General features: G+C 72.0%; 19 protein-coding genes. 11 read left to right on the forward strand and 8 right to left on the reverse strand.

Features of this window, described 5'->3' with window-relative positions; translation table 11 throughout:
* Window positions 1–91: 91 nt before the first annotated feature.
* Window positions 92–448 (forward strand): helix-turn-helix transcriptional regulator, encoded by a 357-nt coding sequence (locus tag L3X23_RS28200; protein WP_237195902.1) that lies wholly within the window; start codon window positions 92–94, stop codon window positions 446–448.
* Complete coding sequence (locus L3X23_RS28205; protein ID WP_237195903.1) at window positions 441–2,531, forward strand: cation-translocating P-type ATPase; 2,091 nt, start codon at window positions 441–443, stop codon at window positions 2,529–2,531. Before L3X23_RS28200 ends, L3X23_RS28205 begins: the two co-directional genes overlap by 8 nt.
* Here the strand turns inward: L3X23_RS28205 and L3X23_RS28210 are convergent.
* The 5 genes from L3X23_RS28210 to L3X23_RS36365 all read right to left on the reverse strand — a co-directional run bounded on the left by L3X23_RS28210 (window position 2,509) and on the right by L3X23_RS36365 (window position 8,224).
* Complete coding sequence (locus L3X23_RS28210) at window positions 2,509–3,555, reverse strand: NAD(P)-binding domain-containing protein (protein WP_237195905.1); 1,047 nt, start codon at window positions 3,553–3,555, stop codon at window positions 2,509–2,511. The two genes, L3X23_RS28205 and L3X23_RS28210, sit on opposite strands and share 23 nt — an antisense overlap.
* A complete protein-coding gene (locus L3X23_RS28215) occupies window positions 3,552–4,505 on the reverse strand; it encodes a cation diffusion facilitator family transporter (protein WP_374204936.1) in 954 nt (317 codons plus the stop codon). The genes L3X23_RS28210 and L3X23_RS28215 overlap by 4 nt, the downstream gene beginning before the upstream one ends.
* Before the next feature lie 214 nt (window positions 4,506–4,719).
* Window positions 4,720–5,535 carry a phosphatase PAP2 family protein gene (locus tag L3X23_RS28220; RefSeq protein ID WP_237195909.1) on the reverse strand — a complete coding sequence of 272 codons (816 nt, stop codon included), beginning with the start codon at window positions 5,533–5,535 and terminating at the stop codon, window positions 4,720–4,722.
* A gap of 113 nt (window positions 5,536–5,648) precedes the next feature.
* On the reverse strand, window positions 5,649–5,948 hold the full coding sequence (locus tag L3X23_RS28225) for a hypothetical protein (protein WP_237195911.1): 300 nt from the start codon (window positions 5,946–5,948) through the stop codon (window positions 5,649–5,651).
* Window positions 5,948–8,224, reverse strand: a complete 2,277-nt coding sequence (locus L3X23_RS36365) for an FtsX-like permease family protein (RefSeq protein ID WP_308116950.1) — start codon at window positions 8,222–8,224, stop codon at window positions 5,948–5,950. The genes L3X23_RS28225 and L3X23_RS36365 overlap by 1 nt, the downstream gene beginning before the upstream one ends.
* Window positions 8,225–9,120: 896 nt before the next feature.
* Between L3X23_RS36365 and L3X23_RS28235 the strand changes: the two genes are divergently transcribed.
* Window positions 9,121–9,309, forward strand: coding sequence for a hypothetical protein (locus L3X23_RS28235; RefSeq protein ID WP_237195914.1), 189 nt, complete (start codon window positions 9,121–9,123; stop codon window positions 9,307–9,309).
* Between the two features lie 10 nt (window positions 9,310–9,319).
* Here the strand turns inward: L3X23_RS28235 and L3X23_RS28240 are convergent, their stop codons facing one another.
* Both L3X23_RS28240 and L3X23_RS28245 read right to left on the reverse strand, forming a co-directional pair.
* The gene (locus tag L3X23_RS28240; protein WP_308116988.1) at window positions 9,320–10,684 is read right to left on the reverse strand and encodes an MBL fold metallo-hydrolase; all 1,365 of its coding nucleotides are present in this window, start codon (window positions 10,682–10,684) and stop codon (window positions 9,320–9,322) included.
* A gap of 49 nt (window positions 10,685–10,733) precedes the next feature.
* Entirely contained in the window at window positions 10,734–12,101 is a 1,368-nt protein-coding gene (locus L3X23_RS28245) for an MBL fold metallo-hydrolase (RefSeq protein ID WP_237198140.1), read from the reverse strand.
* Window positions 12,102–12,184: 83 nt separating this feature from the next.
* Here L3X23_RS28245 and L3X23_RS28250 point away from each other — a divergent pair, with 83 nt between their 5' ends.
* From L3X23_RS28250 to L3X23_RS28275, 6 genes are all read left to right on the forward strand, one after another.
* Window positions 12,185–12,967, forward strand: coding sequence for a GntR family transcriptional regulator (locus L3X23_RS28250; protein WP_237195916.1), 783 nt, complete (start codon window positions 12,185–12,187; stop codon window positions 12,965–12,967).
* Window positions 12,964–13,302: a rhodanese-like domain-containing protein gene (locus tag L3X23_RS28255; RefSeq protein WP_237195917.1), complete on the forward strand. Its 339-nt coding sequence runs from the start codon at window positions 12,964–12,966 to the stop codon at window positions 13,300–13,302. The genes L3X23_RS28250 and L3X23_RS28255 overlap by 4 nt, the downstream gene beginning before the upstream one ends.
* Window positions 13,302–14,123, forward strand: a complete 822-nt coding sequence (locus L3X23_RS28260) for a sulfite exporter TauE/SafE family protein (protein WP_237195919.1) — start codon at window positions 13,302–13,304, stop codon at window positions 14,121–14,123. Before L3X23_RS28255 ends, L3X23_RS28260 begins: the two co-directional genes overlap by 1 nt.
* Before the next feature lie 22 nt (window positions 14,124–14,145).
* Window positions 14,146–14,469 (forward strand): hypothetical protein, encoded by a 324-nt coding sequence (locus L3X23_RS28265; protein WP_237195922.1) that lies wholly within the window; start codon window positions 14,146–14,148, stop codon window positions 14,467–14,469.
* A 31-nt stretch (window positions 14,470–14,500) separates the two neighbouring features.
* Window positions 14,501–15,079: a rhodanese-like domain-containing protein gene (locus L3X23_RS28270; protein WP_237195924.1), complete on the forward strand. Its 579-nt coding sequence runs from the start codon at window positions 14,501–14,503 to the stop codon at window positions 15,077–15,079.
* A gap of 94 nt (window positions 15,080–15,173) precedes the next feature.
* Window positions 15,174–15,974: a chromate transporter gene (locus L3X23_RS28275; protein WP_237195926.1), complete on the forward strand. Its 801-nt coding sequence runs from the start codon at window positions 15,174–15,176 to the stop codon at window positions 15,972–15,974.
* A 25-nt stretch (window positions 15,975–15,999) separates the two neighbouring features.
* On the opposite strand, the gene L3X23_RS28280 is transcribed toward L3X23_RS28275, so the two are convergent.
* Entirely contained in the window at window positions 16,000–16,320 is a 321-nt protein-coding gene (locus L3X23_RS28280; RefSeq protein WP_237195929.1) for a metalloregulator ArsR/SmtB family transcription factor, read from the reverse strand.
* Between the two features lie 98 nt (window positions 16,321–16,418).
* Between L3X23_RS28280 and L3X23_RS28285 the strand changes: the two genes are divergently transcribed.
* Window positions 16,419–18,320, forward strand: coding sequence for a heavy metal translocating P-type ATPase (locus tag L3X23_RS28285; RefSeq protein ID WP_237195931.1), 1,902 nt, complete (start codon window positions 16,419–16,421; stop codon window positions 18,318–18,320).
* Window positions 18,321–18,599: 279 nt separating this feature from the next.
* Window positions 18,600–19,016: a hypothetical protein gene (locus tag L3X23_RS28290; protein WP_237195933.1), complete on the forward strand. Its 417-nt coding sequence runs from the start codon at window positions 18,600–18,602 to the stop codon at window positions 19,014–19,016.
* Window positions 19,017–19,035 lie beyond the last annotated feature (19 nt).

The following is a 19,035-nucleotide window of genomic DNA, read 5'->3' on the forward strand; positions in this document are numbered from 1 at the left end:
CACAGAGGTCGACTCTTCGACCGCGCGGCCTCTGTAGGTCCGTCCACGAACATGCTTGACTCTATGTATCGACGAGTATGAGTATGTCGATGTGAGCGAACCCGACGCCTGCGACCTGTTGTGTCTGGACCTTCCGCACGCCGAGCGGATCCGGACGGAGCTCCCGGACGTGCGCGCTGTGGAGCCGCTGGCCGCTGCGGCGCGTGCTTTGGGGGACCCGACGCGGTTGCGGATCGCGACGGCGCTGCGGGCTGGCGAGGAGCTGTGCGTGTGTGACGTCGGGTGGGTCGTCGGGCAGGCGCAGGGGCTGGTCTCGCACCATCTGCGGTTACTCAAGGCGGCCGGGCTGGTGGAGTCCCGGCGAGACGGTCGTCTGGTCATGTACCGGCTGACCTCGCGGGGTGCGCTGCTGGTGGAGGCGGTCGTGGGGGAGCAGGTCCATGGCTGACGCCTGCTGCGGGCCCGAGGCGCCCGCGACTGAGGATCACGAGCCCGACCACGGTCCCGCTCGTTTGTGGCAGGTGCGGGAGCTGCGGTTCGCGGCCTGCGCCGCGGTCCTGCTCGGGATCGCCTGGCTCATCGGCGGGGACGGCCCGGTGTCCACGGTGCTGGAGATCGCCGCGGCGGTGCTGGCGGCGTCGACCTTCGTGCCCGGCGCGCTCCGCAACCTGCGGCACGGCCGGATCGGCGTCGGCACGCTGATGACGATCGCCGCGATCGGCGCGGTCGCGCTCGGTCACTACACCGAGGCGGCGCTGCTCGGGATCCTGTTCTCGATCGCCGAAGGGCTGGAGCACTACGCGATCACCCGCACCCGGCGCAGCCTGCGGGCGCTGCTCGGGCTGGTCCCGCCGACCGCGTCGGTGCTGCGCGGCGGGCGCGAGCTCGCGGTGTCCCCGGACGACTTGGTGGTCGGGGACCTGCTGGTCCTGCGGCCGGGGGAGCGGGCGGCGACCGACGGGATCCTGCGGGCCGGGCGGACGAGCCTGGACACCTCGGCGATCACGGGGGAGTCGGTGCCGGTCGAGGCCGGGCCGGGGGACGCGGTGTTCGCCGGGACGATCAACGGCGGCGGCGCGATCGAGGTCGAGGTGACGGCACCGGCCGCGGACAGCTCGTTGGCGCGGATCGTGCACCTCGTGGAGCAGGCACAGGAGCGCAAGGGCGCCGGGCAGCGGCTCGCCGACCGGGTCGCCCGCCCGCTGGTGCCCGCGATCATGATCCTCGCCGCCGTGGTCGCGGGGGTGGGGGCGCTGCTCGGCGACCCGATGCTGTGGGTGGAGCGGGCGTTGGTCGTGCTGGTGGCCGCGTCGCCGTGTGCGTTGGCGATCTCCGTGCCGCTGACGGTCGTGGCCGCGGTGGGTGCGGCGAGCCGCCGCGGTGCGCTGATCAAGGGCGGGGCCGCGCTGGAGGAGCTCGGCCGTGTCCGGGCGGTGGCGCTGGACAAGACCGGCACCCTGACCCGGAACCGCCCCGAGGTCGTCGAGGTGCTCGGTGCTGACGAGGTCCTGACGCTGGCCGCCGCGCTCGAGACGCGCAGCGAGCATCCGCTGGCTGCGGCGATTCTCGCTGCCGCCGGTCGCGGGGTCGTTGCGGCCGAGGATGTCGTGGCCGTCGCCGGGCACGGTCTGACCGGGCGGGTGGACGGTGCCGAGCTGCGGTTGGGCAAGCCCGGCTGGGTCGACGCCGGCGGGTGGGGCGCGGACGTCGCGCGGCTGCAGGACCGGGGCGCCACGGTCGTCCTCCTGGAACGAGACGGGTCGCTGCTCGGCGCCGTCGCGGTCCGGGACGAGCTGCGACCCGAGGCCCCCGAGGCCGTGCGGCGGGTCCGCGAGCTCGGCATCGAGGTGGCGATGCTGACCGGGGACAACGCTCGGACGGCGGCGACCCTGGCCGAGCGGGCCGGGATCGAGGTCGTGCACGCCGAGCTGCGCCCTGAGGACAAGGCCGCGCTGCTGCCCCGCATCGCGGGCGGGCGTCGCGTGGCGATGGTCGGCGACGGGGTGAACGACGCGCCCGCGCTCGCCACCGCGGACGTCGGGATCGCGATGGGCGCGATGGGGACGGACGTGGCGATCGAGACAGCGGACGTCGCGTTGATGGGGGAGGATCTGCGGCACTTGCCGCAAACGCTCGCCGATGCCCGGCGGGCGCGGCGGATCATGGTGCAGAACGTCGGGTTCTCGCTGCTGATCATCGGTACGTTGATCCCGCTGGCCGCTTTCGGTGTGCTCGGCCTGGCGACGGTCGTGGTGGTGCACGAGGCCGCCGAGGTGCTGGTCATCCTCAACGCCGTCCGCGCGGCTCGGACGAAGCGACTGCCCGGTCTCGCCGCCGCGCCGGTCGTGAGGGCGGAACGGCACCACGTGAGCGTGGCGCCCGCCTCGGTCGTCGAGGACGCGTGCTGCTCACCATCGCCCGTCGAGGCACCCACGACGCTGCCTCAGATGGCGGAGAGCTCTGACGAGGGATGTGCCTGCTGCGCGCCGAAGGCGTCGGTCGAGGAGGTCAAGGTAGACCGTCGAGCCTGAGCGAGGTCGGTCTATCGTCAGCCCTGGACCGGCCGCGACGACGTCGACCTGCGTGGGCCCGGCTCAGGTCGTCGACCCGTGGATCATGCACGTGGAGCGGGACCGAGGGTGCCGGACGAGAGCAGCGCGGTGGCGTCGTGGCCGACCCCGGAGCCAGCCAGGAGCGATCGGGTGCCAGCCCGGTGCACCAGACCACGGTGGCGATCCCCTCCACCGGGCCTTCGACCGTAAGCGGTCGTCCCGTTCGGTCGAGCCAGGCGACCCGGCCGATCCGGGTGATGGCGGCCCGCTCGAAGTCGCGCGGCCGCACCCGGCCGAGCGGATCGCCCCCGCCGCCGGTCCGGGCGATGAAACGTCGCCCGATGATGCTCTCGGCGCGGACGTGTCGCATGAGGGCGAACGCCGCGGTGCCCACGGGTGGGATGCGGCCGACGTCCCGCCCGGCCGGCAGCACCTCGCCGCCGCCATGTGCCAGGTCGATCGCGATCTCCGCTCCCGAGTTCCCAGCGCCGACGACCAGGACCCGACCGACAGGCCCCGCCGCCGGGTTGCGGTACTCGGCCGAGGTGAGCTGAGCGACCTCAGTGGGCAGCGTGGAGGCGAAGTCCGGGATCCGGGCCACCCGATGCGACCCGCCGGCATCGACCACCCGGTCGGCGGCGATGGTTCGGTCCCCGACGGCGGCCCTGAAGCCCGCGGCGTGCACCTGCAAGCGGGTCACCGGGCTGTTGAGCGCCACGCGCAGCCCGCTGTCCCGGGCGTACCACACCAGGTGATCCGCAGCGTCGTCCTTCGTCGGGCGGCGGCCGGTCCCGCGCATCGGAAAGCCGGGCAGCGCGTTCGCACTGGCCGGGGTGAACAGCGTCAGGGAGTCCCAGCGCTGCCGCCAACTGTCGCCTATCCGCACGCCCGCATCGATGACGATGTAATCGACGCCGGCCCGGTCGAGGTGCCAGGCGGCGGCGAGCCCTGCTTGACCGGCACCCACGACGAGGACTCCGACACGCTCGAGGAGCTCGATCACGGTGCGGACTCGCGGTCAGCGGCGGGTTCGTGCCGGTGGGCCGGGTCGTCTGAGGTGGACTCGACACCATGTGCGACGGGTTCGACCTGGACCGTGGACCGGGTGACTCCGACCCCGACCAGGACGGCCCTCGCCTCGTCGAGCACGGAATGCAGGTGGTCGTCGGACTGCACCAGGACGTGCACGCTCGCGGCCTCCATGCCTGAGGTGATGGTCCAGATGTGCAGATCGTGAACGTCGGCGACGCCATCGATGACTCGCAGTCGCTGCTCGACGGCCTCCACGTCCACCTCCGGCGGCGCGACCTCCATGAGGATCCGCACGGCGTGGCGGAGCAGCACGTAAGTCCGAGGCAGGATGAACAGCCCGATGCCCGCGGCGATGAGGGTGTCGGCGTACGCCCAACCCGTCGTCCAGACGATGATTGCGGCCGCGATGACCCCAACCGACCCCAGCATGTCGGCCATCACCTCGAGGTAGGCGCCCTTGACGTTGACGCTCTCCTTCGCTCCGCCTGCGAGCAGGCGCATGCTGATGACGTTGATGAGGAGCCCGACGGCGGCGGTGATGAGGACGGGGATCGCAGCGATCTCGGTGGGGTTCCCGAGACGGTCGATCGCCTCTACGAAGACGTACGCCGCAGCGCCGAACAGCAGCAGCGCGTTCCCGACAGCGGCGAGTACCTCGAGCCGGTAGTTGCCGAAGGTCCGCTGACTTGCCACGGGCCGGTTGGCCAGCGTGACTGCCGCCAATGCCATGCCGAGCCCGAGGGCGTCGGTCCCCATGTGCGCCGCGTCCGACAGTAGCGCGAGTGACCCGCTGGTCAGGCCGACGACCACCTGAACCGCCATGTAGGTGACCGTGAGTCCTAATGCGAACGCCAGCCGACGCCGGTAGCCGGCGCCCACCGATATGTCCAACGCCGCTCCGTGACCATGCCCGTGCCCCACGACCAACTCCCATCAATACATGCGAATCTATGCATGAATAGTAGCGGCTTCTCAGCCTCCCGCCCACCGTCGGAACGATGCGACGTGCACGATACGTAGATGGACGGCTGCTCGGTGGTCTGTCGGAGCGGGGCTGGGTTCAGTCGTTACGGCCCATGCGGGTCAGGTCGCCTCCGAGCATGCGCAGTCAGGGAGTGTCATGGGTGTCCGCAGGTCAGCTCGTGGGCTGGGGCTGGGGCTGGGGCTGGGGCTGGGCCGTCGCCGGGAGGAAGACGATCCGGCGGCCCTGGATCGCGATCAGGACGATCGTGCACACCGCCAGCCATGCGCCGCCGAGCAGCCATGAGGTGGCGATGTCGCTGACCCAGTGGACCCCGAGGTATAGCCGGCTGAGCCCGATCCCGACGACGAGCACGAGGGTCGCGGCCACGAGGGCGACCCGGGTGGCGGTCGTCCGGGCGAGGCTGCAGAGGATCAGGCAGAGCGTGCCCAGCACGACGATCGAGACCAGTGCGTGCCCGGAGGGCAGCGACGGGTTGGTCTCGTCCATCAGCCTCGTAGCCACCGGCGGCCGCGGCCGGGCGTAGACGATCTTGAAGACCAGGACCAGCAGCCCCGCGCCGCCGGTCGCGAGCACCGTCACGAGGGCGTCGCGGTGGCGGCGGCGCAGCCAGAGCACCACGGCCGCGACCGCCGCGACCAGGCCCATGCCCACGGTGCTGCCGCCCTCCGTGACCGCCTTGGCGACCACGGTGAGCGCCGCGGTGCGGTTCGCGATCATCCAATCGAGGACGGGGCCGTCGGCGGCCGAGAGGAGCCCGGGATCGGCGACCGCGTCGACGACGGTCGCCTGCGCGGTGAACAGGACCAGCGCCACACCGACGAGGAGCGCCGTGGTCGGCACGACCGTCCTCCACCGCGGGGTGCTGTCGGGGAAACGCGTCGCCCGGAGGGCGACGACCATCACGACCACGAGCCATAGCGCGAGCAGCCCCACACTGATCCGCTGCTCGATGTCCGCCAACCACATCGGTCCCGTACTCCTCTCATCCGCGATGTCCGCTTGTCTCAGCGGCCGGTCAGGACGCTACGGAGGGTCGGGCATGGTGGCGGCCAGACGACGGTGAGCTGACGGCAAGAAAGTCAGGAGCAGCCGAGCGGCGGGAGATCGGGATCGTCCTGCACAAGCTCGGCGACCTCCGTCAGGATCTGGAGGTAGACGCGATGGCGCTCGGCCGCGGTGAGCGGGCGGCCCGACTCCAGGGTGTGGCAGAGGGTTGCGGCCTCGTCGTAGGCGATCTCGACGAGGTGCCCTCCGCCACGGGCGATGAGGTCCTGTTCGGTGCGATGTCGCAGAAGCAGCACGACCGTCGCCGCCGAGTCACTGCTCGTGCCGCCGCCTTCCGCCTGGAGCCACCACCACTGAGCCGGTCCGCGGACCATCAGGACCGCAATAGCCCGGGATCCGGGTCGGACGTCAACCGGACGATCACGGCGGTCGCGCCCGCGAGCCCGAGCAACGCGAGGAGCCCGGTCGTGCCCAGGAACGCCCACGGCACCGCGAGCTGAGACGGCGGCGGGTCGAACACCCCGGTCAGCATGGCGACGAGGTCGTAGCTGATCAGGACACCGCCGAGGGCGCCCAGGACAAGCCCGCCGACCGCGAGCAATGCCGACTCGGCGACGACGAGGCTGCGCCGCTGGGCGGGACGGGCGCCGAGTAGCCGGGCGATCGCGAGGCTGCGCCTGCGCTCGGCCAGCCCGAGCCCCAGGACCAGCCCGCCCGCCGCGACGGCGAGCACCACCGAGAAGCCGAGCTCGATCCGGCTGAGCCCGGACAGGTCGACCGAGGTCAGGCTCGACCCCACCGTGCGCCGGGTCGTGGCGATGTCGGTGACGGTGGCCGAGGTGCCGACCACACCGCGGAGCCGGTCGGCCACGCCGGTCGTGTCGGTGCCGCCGGTGTCGACCAGGTACGCCCCGGCGGCGGCCGAGCCGGTGGCGGAGGCGACGTAGCCGGCGTTGGCCACGAAGAAGCTGTCCTTGGGTGCGGTCGGGAACTCCTTCACGACCCCCGCGTAGTGGAACGGGACCGCCGCGGGGGTGCCGCCGGGACCGTCCTGGATCCGCAGGTTCAGCGTGTCCCCGGGCTGGAGCTGGAAGTCCTTGACGGTCTCCGCGCTGACCAGGATCGCGCTGGGGTCCTTCGCCAGGACGCCCATCAGCTGAGCGGCGGTCCCACCCACGAAGTAGGCGTCCTGCAGGGCCGTCGCCGAGGTGATCGACTCCGGCCGGACCCCGTAGAGGTCCTGCAGGTCGGCACCGATGTAGGCGAACCGGTGCTGGAGGGGCTCGACCCCCCGCACGCCGGGGGTCGCGGCGAGCGCGGCCTCGGTCTGCGGCGGGGTGACCGTCCAGGGTGGGACGGTGACCCTGACGTCGGCGCCGTTGGTCAGCGCGGCGTCGGCCTCGGCCTGCTGCCGGTAGGTGGCGGTGAAGGTCGCCGTCGACGCCGCGAAGGTCAGGGCCAGCGCGAACACGACGGTGGCCCGGGCGAACCGGCCGCCCTGCCGCGACAGCATCGACGCCGCGGTCGCGGACAGCGGGCCTACGACGGGCTGGACGACCCGTCGAGTCCAGCCGCGCCGGGTGATCACGGCCCGGCTGAGCCGGTGGCACAGCAGCCCGAGCCCCATCCAGAGCAGCACCGGGCCGGCCAGGGCGCGGTAGTCCACCGCGACCGTCGGGACGCCCTCGGGGGCGAGGACGAGGGTGTAGGTGCTCTGCAACGCCTTGAGATAGAGCACCGCCGCCCCGACGACCAGGAGCAGGTCGACCCCGAGTCGGGACCACACCGGTGTCCGCACCGGCTGTTCGTCGACTTGCACACTGTGCACGCGCGCTCCGCGCAGGTCACGCCAGGCGGGCAGGAGCACCGTCACCGCGGCGACGAGCGCGCCGACCAGGCAGGGCAGCAGCCACACCAGGGCTCTGCCCCCGAGTGCCGCGCCGATCCCCGTCGCGCTCAGAATCGCCGCGACACCCAGCCCGAGCCCGCAGCCGACGACCGTGACCAAGGCGGTCTCGGCGGCGGCGAGGCGCAGCACCTGGCGGGCGGTCGCGCCGCGCAGCCTCAGCATCGCCTGCTCGCCGCGGCGCCGGTCGGCGCCCGCCGAGGCCACGGCAGCGGTCAGCAGCCCACCGACCACCGCACCCGGTGCTCCCAGCAGCACGAACAGAACCTGGGCGTAGGCGGCGTCGCTGCGGGCCGCGCCGAGCGCCGCGCCGAGGTTGTCCCCGACGACCGCGCCGCCCGCGGCGGCGGCCTCGACGTTGCGGGCCGCCCCGGCGGCCTGGGTGTAGGCGGTGGCCGGGTCGGCCGCCAGCGCCGCGGTCGGGGCGAGGTGGATCTGGGTCGTGACGAGCGCCGACCCGGACACCGGGTCGAAAACGCTGTGCCACAGAGCGTCCGGCAGCAGCACGACGTTGTCCGGGGTGGCAGTCGGCTGGCCGCCCGGGGGAACCCCGACCTTCTGGAACAGGGAGTCGGCAGCGGGCAGGTCCACCACGCCGTCGACCCGGACGTCGACCGGGCCGCGACCGGTGACGTCGACCGTGACGGTGTCGCCGACGGCCGCGTGCAGGTTCGCGGCGGTCTGCTGGGTCAGCAGCACGCCGGTCGCGGCCCCGACGAGGGGCCGGATCTCGCCCGGGAACACCTGGGCGTAGTCCGTGGGCAGGCCGAGGACCCAGCGGAGCCGGTGGTCTGGGTGATACCCGTTGTCGTCGCTCCGAGTCCGGCGGCGGTGCCGTAGGAGACGGTGCGCGGGTCCCGGCTGCCGGCGTCGTCCTGGAGCAGGTGCAGGACGGCGACGGGGTCCGTCCCGGGCGCCACCTGAACCTGCCAGCCGACCGGCACCGACGCGATGGCCCGCTGGGTCATCGTGGCCCGGGCCGAGACCAGGAACAGCCCGAGGGAGGCGAAGAGCGCGACCGCGACCGCGATCCCGGCGGAGACCGCGATCGCCGCTCACCTCATGGCCGTCGCCGCGGGACACCCACGCCGGCGAGCGGGCGGCGTCCCACCGACTCCGGGAGATCGGGCTCTGTGGCGGTGTCGTGCGCTGGCCGATCGTCCGGCCGCGTCGACCTCGCCCTGATCATCGACGGCGGTCGCGCTGGTAGAGCTCTCCGGCGGGCAGGCCCAGCGCGTCGCCATCGCGGCGTGGCGAGCATCGTGATGCGCGGACGCCACGTCGGTCGGGAGGCGCGGTAGTGCGGGCGGCGCTGCGCGACGACCTCGACGTCAGCTCCGCCATCGATGTCGCTGTGGACTCGGGCGGGGAGGCGGCCCGGTTGGCCATCCGAACTCTCGCCCTCCAATAGGAGGGCGGCATCACGCTCGGTTGCACGAGGACCGGTGCGGATGGTGCACTAATCGACGTGAGTGCTGAGGGACCGTCGATGCGGCGCGCGTACTGCGTGTGCCTGCTCGCGACCGATCAGCTCTCCATCGACGACCGGCTCTGTCGCCCGGCGCGCTGACCAGCCCCGATCCTGTGGGGCGTGGTCGGCTGTCGCCGCCCGTCGTCGCCCCCTTGTGAGGATCCCCGCCATGAGCACCACCCCCGTCTCGCGCCCGGACTCGCTGTCTCGACCGGACAGCCCCTCCGGATTCGTCGTTGACCGGGATCAGTCGACCGTCGGGGCTGCTGCTCCGGTTGCTGAATCGCGTCTGCGCGGACTGTTCGGGCGGATCGGCGAGGCAGCGCGCGCCGCGCACACGGCCTCGGTCCCCTTCTGAGCGTCGCGGTTCAGGCGGGCACGGGCCGCTCGACCGGGCGGGACCCGTCCGCCCAGGCACCGAAGCCACCGAGCAGGTCGTCGACGCGACCGAACCCGCGGGCGCGCAGCAGCGACGCGGCGATCGAGGAGCGGTACCCGCCCGCGCAGTAGACGACGGTCGGAGCGTCCGGGTCGAGTTCGGCGAGCCGTGAGACCAGTGCGGGCAGCGGAATCGCGGCCGCGTCGGGGACCATCCCGGAGGTCGCGACCTCACCCGGCCCGCGGACGTCGACGACCTGGACCTGCTCGACGAGCTCCGTCAACCGGGTGGCGGCGATCCGCCCCGCTGTGCGCAGTCGCTCCGGTGGGGCTGCGCCAGGACCGCTGGCGAGGTGACCGAGGACGCGGTCGAACCCGATGCGGGCCAAGCGGTTGCGGGCCTCGGCCGCGGTGCCGGACTCGCCGACCAGCACGATGTCGGTGTCGGCGGTGACGACCTGTCCGACCATCTCGGCGAACCGGCCGCCGAGGCCGACGTTGACCGAGCCTGCGAGGTGGCCCGAGGCGAAGTCCTGCGGGTCGCGGGTGTCGCGCAGCAGCGCCCCGGCGGTGACGGCGGCGTCGACCTCGTCGAGAGAGAGCGCGGGCACGGGGGCGGTCTCGTCGAGGACGGGTCGGGCCTCGCGGTTGCGGTGCGAGGCGAACTCGAAGTACATCGGTGCGGCCGTCTGGCCCTCGGTGACAGCGGCGACGAACGTGGTCTCGTCCATGGGGGCCAAGGCGTAGTTGTGCCGGCGTTGCTCGCCGATGGTGCTGGAGGTCTCGGTGGACAGGTTCTTCCCGCAGGCCGAGCCGGCGCCGTGCGCGGGGTAGACCCGGGTGTCGTCGGGCAGGGTCAGCAGTCGATCGCGGGTGGAGCGGTAGAGCGCGCGGGCCAGCTCCTCGGCCGACCAGCCCGCCCCGCCGAGCAGGTCCGGCCGCCCGACGTCGCCGATGAACAGCGTGTCCCCGGTCAGGACCCCCCACGGCGACCCGCCCGGGGTGTCGTGGACGACGATGCAGATCGACTCCGGTGTGTGGCCGGGGGTGTGCAGGATCTGCAGGGTCACCGCGCCGAGGGAGAGCACCTGCTCGTCGGCGAGCGGCTCGATCGGGAACTCGACGGCCCCGTGGTCGATGGCGGCGCCGTAGGAGATCGGCGCGCCGGTGGCGGCGGCCAGCTCGAGGTGACCGGACAGGAAGTCGGCGTGCACGTGGGTCTCGAGGACCCGCTCGATCCGCAGGCCCTCGGACTCCGCGTCGCGCAGGTACTGGGCGATGTCGCGCTGGGATCGACCACCACGGCGCGCCCGGTGCCGGTGTCCCCGATGAGGTAGGAGGCCTGGGACAGACAGCCCAGGTAGTACTGGCGGAGGACCAGGGGGCCGCTGCGGAGCGCGTCGTTCATCGGTTCTCCTCGGAGATGGCGAGGCCGGTGGCGACGGCCGTGGCGTACTCGTCGTCGATCAGGACGACGTGGTGTCCGGCGCGGGAGAGCAGGCTAGCCCCGATGCTCGCGCGGAACCCGGAGGCGCAGTGCACCCACAGCTCGCCGTCGGGCACGTCCCCGAGTCGGTCGAGCAGCTGGTTGAGCGGGAGGTGGACCGAGCCGGGGATGTGGCCCCCGGCGCGTTCGTCGTCCCGGCGCACGTCCAGCACCACCGGGGCGTCACCGCGCTCACGGGCCGCGGACAGCGCGGCGAAGGTCGAGCTCGGGTAGCTGCGCAGCTCGTCGGGTGGGGCCAGCTCGGCGGGTGTGCCCAGGGCGGCGCCGGCGGGTCGGTCGATCCCGATCCGGACGAGCTGGCGCTGGGCGTCGGTGACCTGGGAGGCGGTCTCGCCGATCAGCGTGAGCGGGGTGCCCCACGGGATCAGCCAGCCCAGGTAGGTGGAGAACTGCGCCCCCAGCGCGATGCCGATGGTTCCGCTGATGTGCTCGGCGGTGTAGGCGGTGCGGTCGCGCAGGTCCACCACCCACTCGCCGGCCTTGATGCGGTGCCGCAGCTCGTCGGCGTCCACCGGCTCGGGCGCGGACAGGTCCGCCGGGCCGGGGCCCTGTCGGTTGCGGGCGCCCATGTGGGCGTAGTAGCTGGGGTAGGCGGTCAGCCCGGCGACCAGCCGCTCGACGAAGGTGTCCTCGTCCGGTTCGACGAGCGCGTCGTTGCGGCCGCGTTCGGTCCCGATCGTGCTGGCGTCGCCGCCGGTCGCGGCTCCGGAGGAGCAGAAGCTGCCGAACCCGTGGGTGGGGTAGACGGCGGTGTGGTCGTCGAGCAGCTCGGCCAGGCGGCGGGCGGAGTGGAACTGGGCGCGGGTCAGTTCCTCGGTGCGGGCCGGGTCGACCAGGTCGGTGCGCCCCACACTGCCGAACAGCAGCGAGCCGCCGGTGAACACCACCGGCGCGGACCCGCCGTCGCCGACGACGTAGGACAGGTGCGTGTCGGTGTGCCCCGGTGTCGCGAGCACCCGCACCGTCAGCGCGCCCACGGTGCGCTCGTCGCCGTCGGAGACCGGGTCGCGGGCGAACTCGACCTCGTCGGCGGCGGCCACCAGGTAGGCGGCGCCGGTCCGGCGGGCCAGCTCCACGCCGCCGGTCACGTAGTCGTTGTGGATGTGGGTCTCCACCACCATCCCCACCCGCACGCCCAGCTCCGCGACCAGAGCCTCGACCCGGTCCAGGTCCCGCTGTGGGTCCACCACCACCGCGACCTCACCGTCGTGGGCCACGTAGCTGCGGTCACCCAACTCACTGGTCTCGATCACTGCGACGGACAGACCCACGGGAGCCTCCCTTGCTGTCGACTACGAATGACCGTACATTACCGACAGGCGTCCCGAACAGTGGGAGTTGAACGATCATGGGTGCTCGACCGCTCGACCGACACGGTGGTGGCGGCTCCCTGTGGGTCCAGATGCTGGGCGACCTGCGCAGGCGGATGGCCGACGGTGAGTTCGCTGAGTCCTTCCCCGGCGAGCTTGCGCTGGCCCGCGAGTACGACGTGAGCCGCCACACCGCCCGTGAGGCGGTGGGGCGGCTGCGCCGCGAGGGCGCGGTGTCCGCCGCCCGTGGTCGCACCCCTAGAGTGCTGCCGCCCGAGGAGTTCCAGCAGTCGCTGGGCACCCTCTACAGCCTGTTCGCCGCGGTCGAACGGACCGGGCAGGTGCAGCGCTCGATCGTGCACACCCTCGACCTGCGCGCCGACGGGGTCGTGGCCGCCCGGCTCGGACTCGAGGAGTCGACCCCGCTGGTCTACCTCGAACGCCTGCGCCTCGCCGACGACGAGCCACTGGCCGTCGACCGGGTGTGGCTGCCCGGTGCGCTGGCCGCGCCGCTGCTCGACGTCGACTTCGCCCGCACGGCCCTCTACGACGAGTACGCCCGACTCTGCGGCGTGCACCTGACCGGCGGCCAGGAACAGATCCGCGCTCTGGTCCCCGGCCGCGGCGAGCGGGACCTCCTCGGGCTCGTGCGCTCGTCCGAGGTCGCGGTACTGGCGATCGACCGCCTCGGCTGCGCCCACGGCCGGCCCGTCGAGTGGCGCCAGACCATCGTGCGCGGCGATCGGTTCAGCGTCACCGCCTCCTTCCCCCAGCACGACGGATTCCAGCTCACCAGCGCGACCCGAGAGGCTCACCGATGACCACGCCCGAGATCCCCCAGGTCGATCCCGCCCAGGCCGCCGCGCTCGCCGACGAGGGTGCACTGCTGCTCGACGTCCGCGAACCCGGGGAGTGGACCGCAGGCCACATCCCCGAGGCGCTCCACATCCCCCTCGGCTCGCTCGACGCCGGCACCGTCGCCCGCGACCGCGTCGTCGTCGCGGTGTGCCGCTCGGGAAACCGATCCGGGAAGGCCGCGGTCCTGCTCGCCGCCGCCGGGATCGACGTCCGCAACCTCGCAGGCGGCATGAAGGCCTGGGCCGAGGCCGGCCGCACCGTCGCCCGTGACGACGGCACCCCCGGCGCGGTCGCCTGATGCTCGCCCTCGCGGCGGCACTCGGCCTGGTCATGGGCGTCGTCGTCGGCGGGCTGGGCGGCGGCGGTGGTGTACTCACCGTCCCCGCCCTGGTCTACGTCCTCGGCCAGAGCGCCCAGGACGCGACCACCAGCAGCGTCATCATCGTCGGCATCACCGCCGCGGTCGGCGCCGTCGCGAGGATCAAGGGTGGCGGGGTCGACTGGCGCAACGGCATCGCCCTCGGCGTCGTCGGGATACCGGCCGCCTATCTGGGCACGCTCCTCAACCGCCACGTCAGCCAGCCCGTGCTGCTGTTGGCCTTCGCCGCGCTGACGATCGTCGCGGCGGTCGCGATGCTGCTCCATGCCCGACGCGATCCCGAACCCGCTCCACCGGACGACCCCGACACCAGCTCACCCGGCGCCGGTGTCGTCGCCGTGCGCACCCGTCCTGCACGTTCCGCGCTCCTGTTCACTGCGGCCAAGGTCGTGGCCTGCGGAGCGGCGGTGGGGTTCCTCACCGGCTTCCTCGGCGTCGGTGGCGGCTTCCTCGTCGTCCCTGCCCTGGTCATCGTGCTGCGCATGCCGATGAGCCTGGCCGTGGGCACCTCGCTGCTGGTGATCGTGCTGAACTCGATGTCCTCCGTGGTCTCGCGGTTCGGTGGCATGCACCTGGACTTGCACGTCGTCGCCCCCTTCACCATCGCTGCGGTCCTCGGCACCTTGATCGGCAAGCGCGTCGCCGACCGACTCTCCGGAGCCACCCTCACCAGGTACTTCGCCGTCATGCTCGTCGCCGTCGGGCTCTTCGTCGGCGTCCAGAGCCTCGTCGCGCTCTGAACCCACCGGTCGGGAGGCCGCGATGATCACCACCCCACCGTTCCGGCCCGTGACCGTCGGCGACGCCGTCGTCGCCTACCTGACCTCCACCGCCTGCCGGCACCTGCACACCCGCCGCGAACGCGCCGGAGCGCTCGGCCCCCTCGCCGACCAGATCGGCATCGACCTCCCCCTCACCGAGCTGAACTGCCGCGACATCAGCGCCGCGGTATCCGCTCTGGTCGCCACCAGCGAGCGCATCGACCACCACCGCGCCCGTGCAGCCGTCGAACACTGGCTGCAGTGGTGCAGCTCGACGGTCGGCTGGCCCACCCCGACCCTCGATCACCTCTCACTGCAAGGCTGACCTGCAGAGTTATCGAAAGGAACCCGGCCTGATGCCGAGCTCGACACTGCACGACCAGACCACCGTCGCCGCCCTGCGCGCCGCGCTCTCCACCACCGAGGGCCCCGTCCTCCTCGACGTCCGGACCCCCGGCGAGTTCCGCACCGGCAGCATCGCCGGAGCCCTCAACGTCCCCGTCGACCAGATCGAGCAGCACAGTCGGCAGATCGCCGATCGCGCCGCCCGCTCCCTGGTCATGATCTGCCAGTCCGGTGGCCGCGCGACCCGTGCCGCGGGCATGCTGGCGGCGGCCGGCGCCGAGAACGTCTCCGTCCTCGACGGCGGCATGAACGCGTGGCACACCGCCGACGCCCCCGTCGAGACCCGGACCTCGACGACCTGGGTGCTGGAGCGTCAGGTCCGCCTCGTTGCCGGCGGCATCGTCGCGACGAGCGTCCTGGGCAGCATCTGGGCCCCCAAGCTGCGCTTCGTCGCCGGTGGCATCGGTGCGGGCCTCGTCTTCGCCGCGGTGAGCAACACCTGCGCCATGGGCACGGTGCTCTCCAAGCTCCCCTTCAACCGCGCCGCGACCGCGGACGTCCGCGGAGCTCTCGACACGATCGGCCGCTAGGAGCCGGTGGCAAGGCCGCCAACACGTCCGGGGTCTGCCTCGTAGAGCAGGCAGTTCGCGGCGAGGACCACACCAGCCGCGCATCCGCATCGGCTTGACCGCTGCCTGGGTCGGTCGGAACGGGGCCGTCGGCGCTGTCGTCGCTCATCAGGGGCGAGGCTGGGAGGCTCACCACCTTGTCGGTGGTGATCAGGCCGAATCGTTCGCGACCGTGACCGGAGCTCTCGGTAGAGCGCTCGATACGGATTCTCAAGCTGGTCCGGGACGTCTGGTGTTCTTCGCCGGCACCGCGCTGGTCTCCTTCGGCGGCGCCTACGTGGTGCTCGAGTTCGTGGCCGAACACGCCGTGCAGACCTTCGGCTGGCTCACCGCCACCGACATGGTCCGCGGGCTCGGCCTGGCCGAGACCACCCCGGAACCGCCGATCATGGTGGTCCAGTTCGTGGCCTTCCTCGGCGCCTACGCCGACACCGGCCCGTTCAGCCCGTGGGTCGCGGGCATCGTGGCCGCACTGCTGGTCACATGGGTTACCTTGGCGCCCAGCTTCCTGTTCATCTTCCTCGGCGCCCCCTGTATCGAGCGCCCGCACGGCAACCGCTCTCCGGCCGGCGCGCTGACCGGGATCACTGCCGCGGTCGTCGGAGTGATCGTCAACCTGGCGCTCTACTTCGCTGTGCACACTTTCTTCAATGCGACGATCACGCTCGACGCCGGCCCGCTCGCCCTACTGCTGCCGGTTCCCGACAGTCTCCGCCCGGTGCCGGTCGGGATCGCCGTGCTGGCGGTACTGGTCTTCGCGCTGCGGTGGCCGGTGCTGCGCGTCCTCGGAGTCAGTGCGGCACTGGGCCTGGCCCGGGGCGTCCTGGCCCCGCTCGCCGGCCTTCCGCCGACCTGAGGTCGACAGGTCGTCCCGTTCGAGGTCAGTGGGTCGGCTGCCGCGTCTGCTGCAGGGCCTCGGTGAGTAGAGCGCGGACGTGCGCGTTCTCGGCGGTGTAGTAGATGAACGTGCCTTCTCGGCGTCCCTCGACCAACCCGGCGAGCCGCAGCTTGGACAGGTGTTGGCTCACCGTGGTGGGCGCGGCTCCGACCAGCTCCGCGAGGCACGCCACTGACGTCTCGCCTTGGAGGAGCGCCCACAAGATCTTGATTCGGGTGGGGTCGGCGAGCAGGCGCAGGGAGTCGGCCGCCCGGCGAACCTCCTGCTCGGACGGCATCGCGAAGTCGGGGATGCCTTCGTGCACGTCTCGACTGTAGCGAACACCTGAGTGAGAGCGCAGATATCAGGGTCACTCATCAGCTCAGTGCGTATCTGCGTTGGTTCGCAGGTATGGTGACACGCATGTTTGCCCTTCCCGAAGTGCGGAGTGCCGTCCTGGCCCTGTTCTTCTTCGCCACGGCTGTACCCGCCGACCTGCTCGGAGCGCCGTGGCCGTTGGTCGGCCCGCTCTACGCGACCTGCTATCTCGCCGGCGGATGGGAACCGGCGCGCTCCGGGCTGAGGGCGCTGCGTCAGCGGACATTGGACGTCGACCTGTTGATGATCGTCGCCGCGGTCGGTGCGGCCGCCATCGGCCAGCAACTCGACGGAGCGCTGCTGATCGTGATCTTCGCGAGCTCCGGTGCGCTCGAGGCGGTGATGACGGCTCGGACTCGCGCGAGCATCACCGGTCTGCTGGACCTCGCGCCGCAGACCGCTCGCCGCCTCACCGACGGAGCCGAGGAGGTCGTGCGAACGTCGGATCTGATGATCGGCGACGAGGTCGTGGTGAGGCCGGGGGAGAAGATCCCGGCCGATGGCATCGTGAGTGAAGGGGTCACCGAGGTCGATGCATCCAGCTTGACCGGTGAGCCGCTGCCGGTGCGCCGCGCCCAGGGCGATCCGGTTCTTGCAGGGACATCCAACGGAACCGGGACGGTACGGGTGCTGGTCGACCGCGACCCCGCCGACACGGTCATGGCCGGCATCGCCGAGCAGGTGCAGCGGGCGGCGGAGACGAAGTCGCGTCGGCAACTGTTCGTCGAGCGGGTGGAGCAGCGCTACTCCGTGGTCGTCGTCCTCGCCACGCTCGCACTGCTCGTCGGTCCGCTGCTGTTCGGCGCGGACCTCAGGGGCACTCTGCTGCGCGCGATGACGTTCATGATCGTCGCCTCGCCGTGCGCGGTGGTACTCGCGACCATGCCGCCGCTGCTCGCCGCCGTCGCCGTCGCTGGGCGTCGTGGCGTGCTGCTCAAAGACGCTGGTGTCGTGGAGGCGCTGGCCGAGGTCGACGCTGTCGCTCTGGACAAGACCGGCACGGTCACCCGCGGTCGTCCCGAGGTCCTCGCCGTCGAGCCTTTCGACGGGCGATCCGCTGACCAGCTGCTGGCCCTCGCCGCCGCTGTGGAGAACGGCTCGGAGCATGTTCTCGGCCGGGCTGTCGTCGCCGAGGCTCGCTGTCGTGGCCTGAGGCTCCCCGAGGTCCGAGATTTCATCGCTCTGCCCGGCGAGGGCGTACGGGCTGAGGTGGGGGGCGTCACGGTGAGCGTGGGCCGACCCACCGCGGCTCTCGGGCAGGTGGCTGAGGCGGAACGCAAGGGACATACCGCTGTCGTCGTCCGGGTCGACGACGAGCAGGTCGGGGTACTGGTCCTCGCCGACGAGATCCGAGCGGGTGCCGCCGACACGATCACCGCTCTGCGCTCGACCGTCGCCACGCCCGTCCTGCTCACCGGCGACGCCGAGGCGCCTGCCCGCCTGGTGGGCGCCCACATCGGGGTCGACGAGGTGCGAGCTGGTCTGCTGCCCGCCGACAAGGCCGCGGTCGTTGAAGCTCTCGAGCGCGGCGGGCGGCGTGTGCTCGCCGTCGGCGACGGCATCAATGACGCCCCACTGCTGGCGACGGCGCACGTCGGGCTGGCTGTAGGAGACGGTGCAGGGACGCTGTCGATGGAGGCGGCCGACGGCGTTATGCTCCGCGACCCGCTTGGCCCACTGGCCCCGCTGATCGGGCTCGCCCGCCGGGCCCAGCGCATCGCACGGGCGAACCTGGCCGTCGCCGCAGCTGTCATCGTCGCCTTGGTGACTTGGGATCTCGTCGGCACGCTGCCGTTGGCGGTCGGGGTGGCCGGTCACGAACTGTCCACGGTGCTGGTGTGCCTGAACGGACTGCGGTTGCTGCTCAGCCCACCATGGGCCGCTCAGTCCCACGAGCCCGGCAACCTCGATCAGAAGCGCCGGTCAGCCATGACAGGAACTCCTTGACAAGCTGTCGAGTAGCAGTCCAACGAGTAGGTCGCCGGACGGCAAGCGATCCACGGGGTCCGAGACCGCGTCGGCCGAACCGTGCTCACATAGGGCTCGGGGTTCGGCGGTGGATAGGTGCGTGCGTTCACCTGTTTCAGCGTGTCCACAGCGTTCGCGGTTACGCTCCCGGCTGTGACTCGAGCCGCGGCGCCGCTTTCGTGGGCGTCGTCTGTGCGCGATGGCCGATCGGCTACCACGCGCAGGCAGGCCGGAGGCTCTCTGCGTGTCATGGCCCTTGTGGCCGCGCTGCTGATCGTCGCCGGTCTCGTGGCCTTGTGTTGTTGCCGCGACGCCCATGAGTCGACGGCCGCACAGGGCGGAGCCGTTTCGGTCGGTTCTGTGCTGGTCGACGGTGCCCGGCAGCAGTCGACGGCCTTCGGGGTGTCGGATCGACCGCAGTCGCTCGACGAGGGGCACCTCGCCCTTCCTTCCCGCGCAGACGGCTCCGTTTCCGACTCGGAGCAGTGCGCGCCGGAATCGTCCCCGGTCCTCATCGCTACTCCTTCGAGATCCCTGGGCGACGTGTTGCCTGCGGCGGTCGTCGGTGGCGCATCCGTGCAGTCCACGGTGCGTGTCGGACCGCTTTTCGCCCCCGCGTCGGCGGGTGAGCTTCCCGACTCACCCTCCCATCTGCTCTGCGTGATGCGGACGTAGGCCGCTCAACTCGCTTTTC

It is taken from the genome of Pseudonocardia sp. WMMC193, assembly GCF_021728735.1.
Classification (GTDB): Bacteria; Actinomycetota; Actinomycetes; order Mycobacteriales; family Pseudonocardiaceae; genus Pseudonocardia; species Pseudonocardia oroxyli.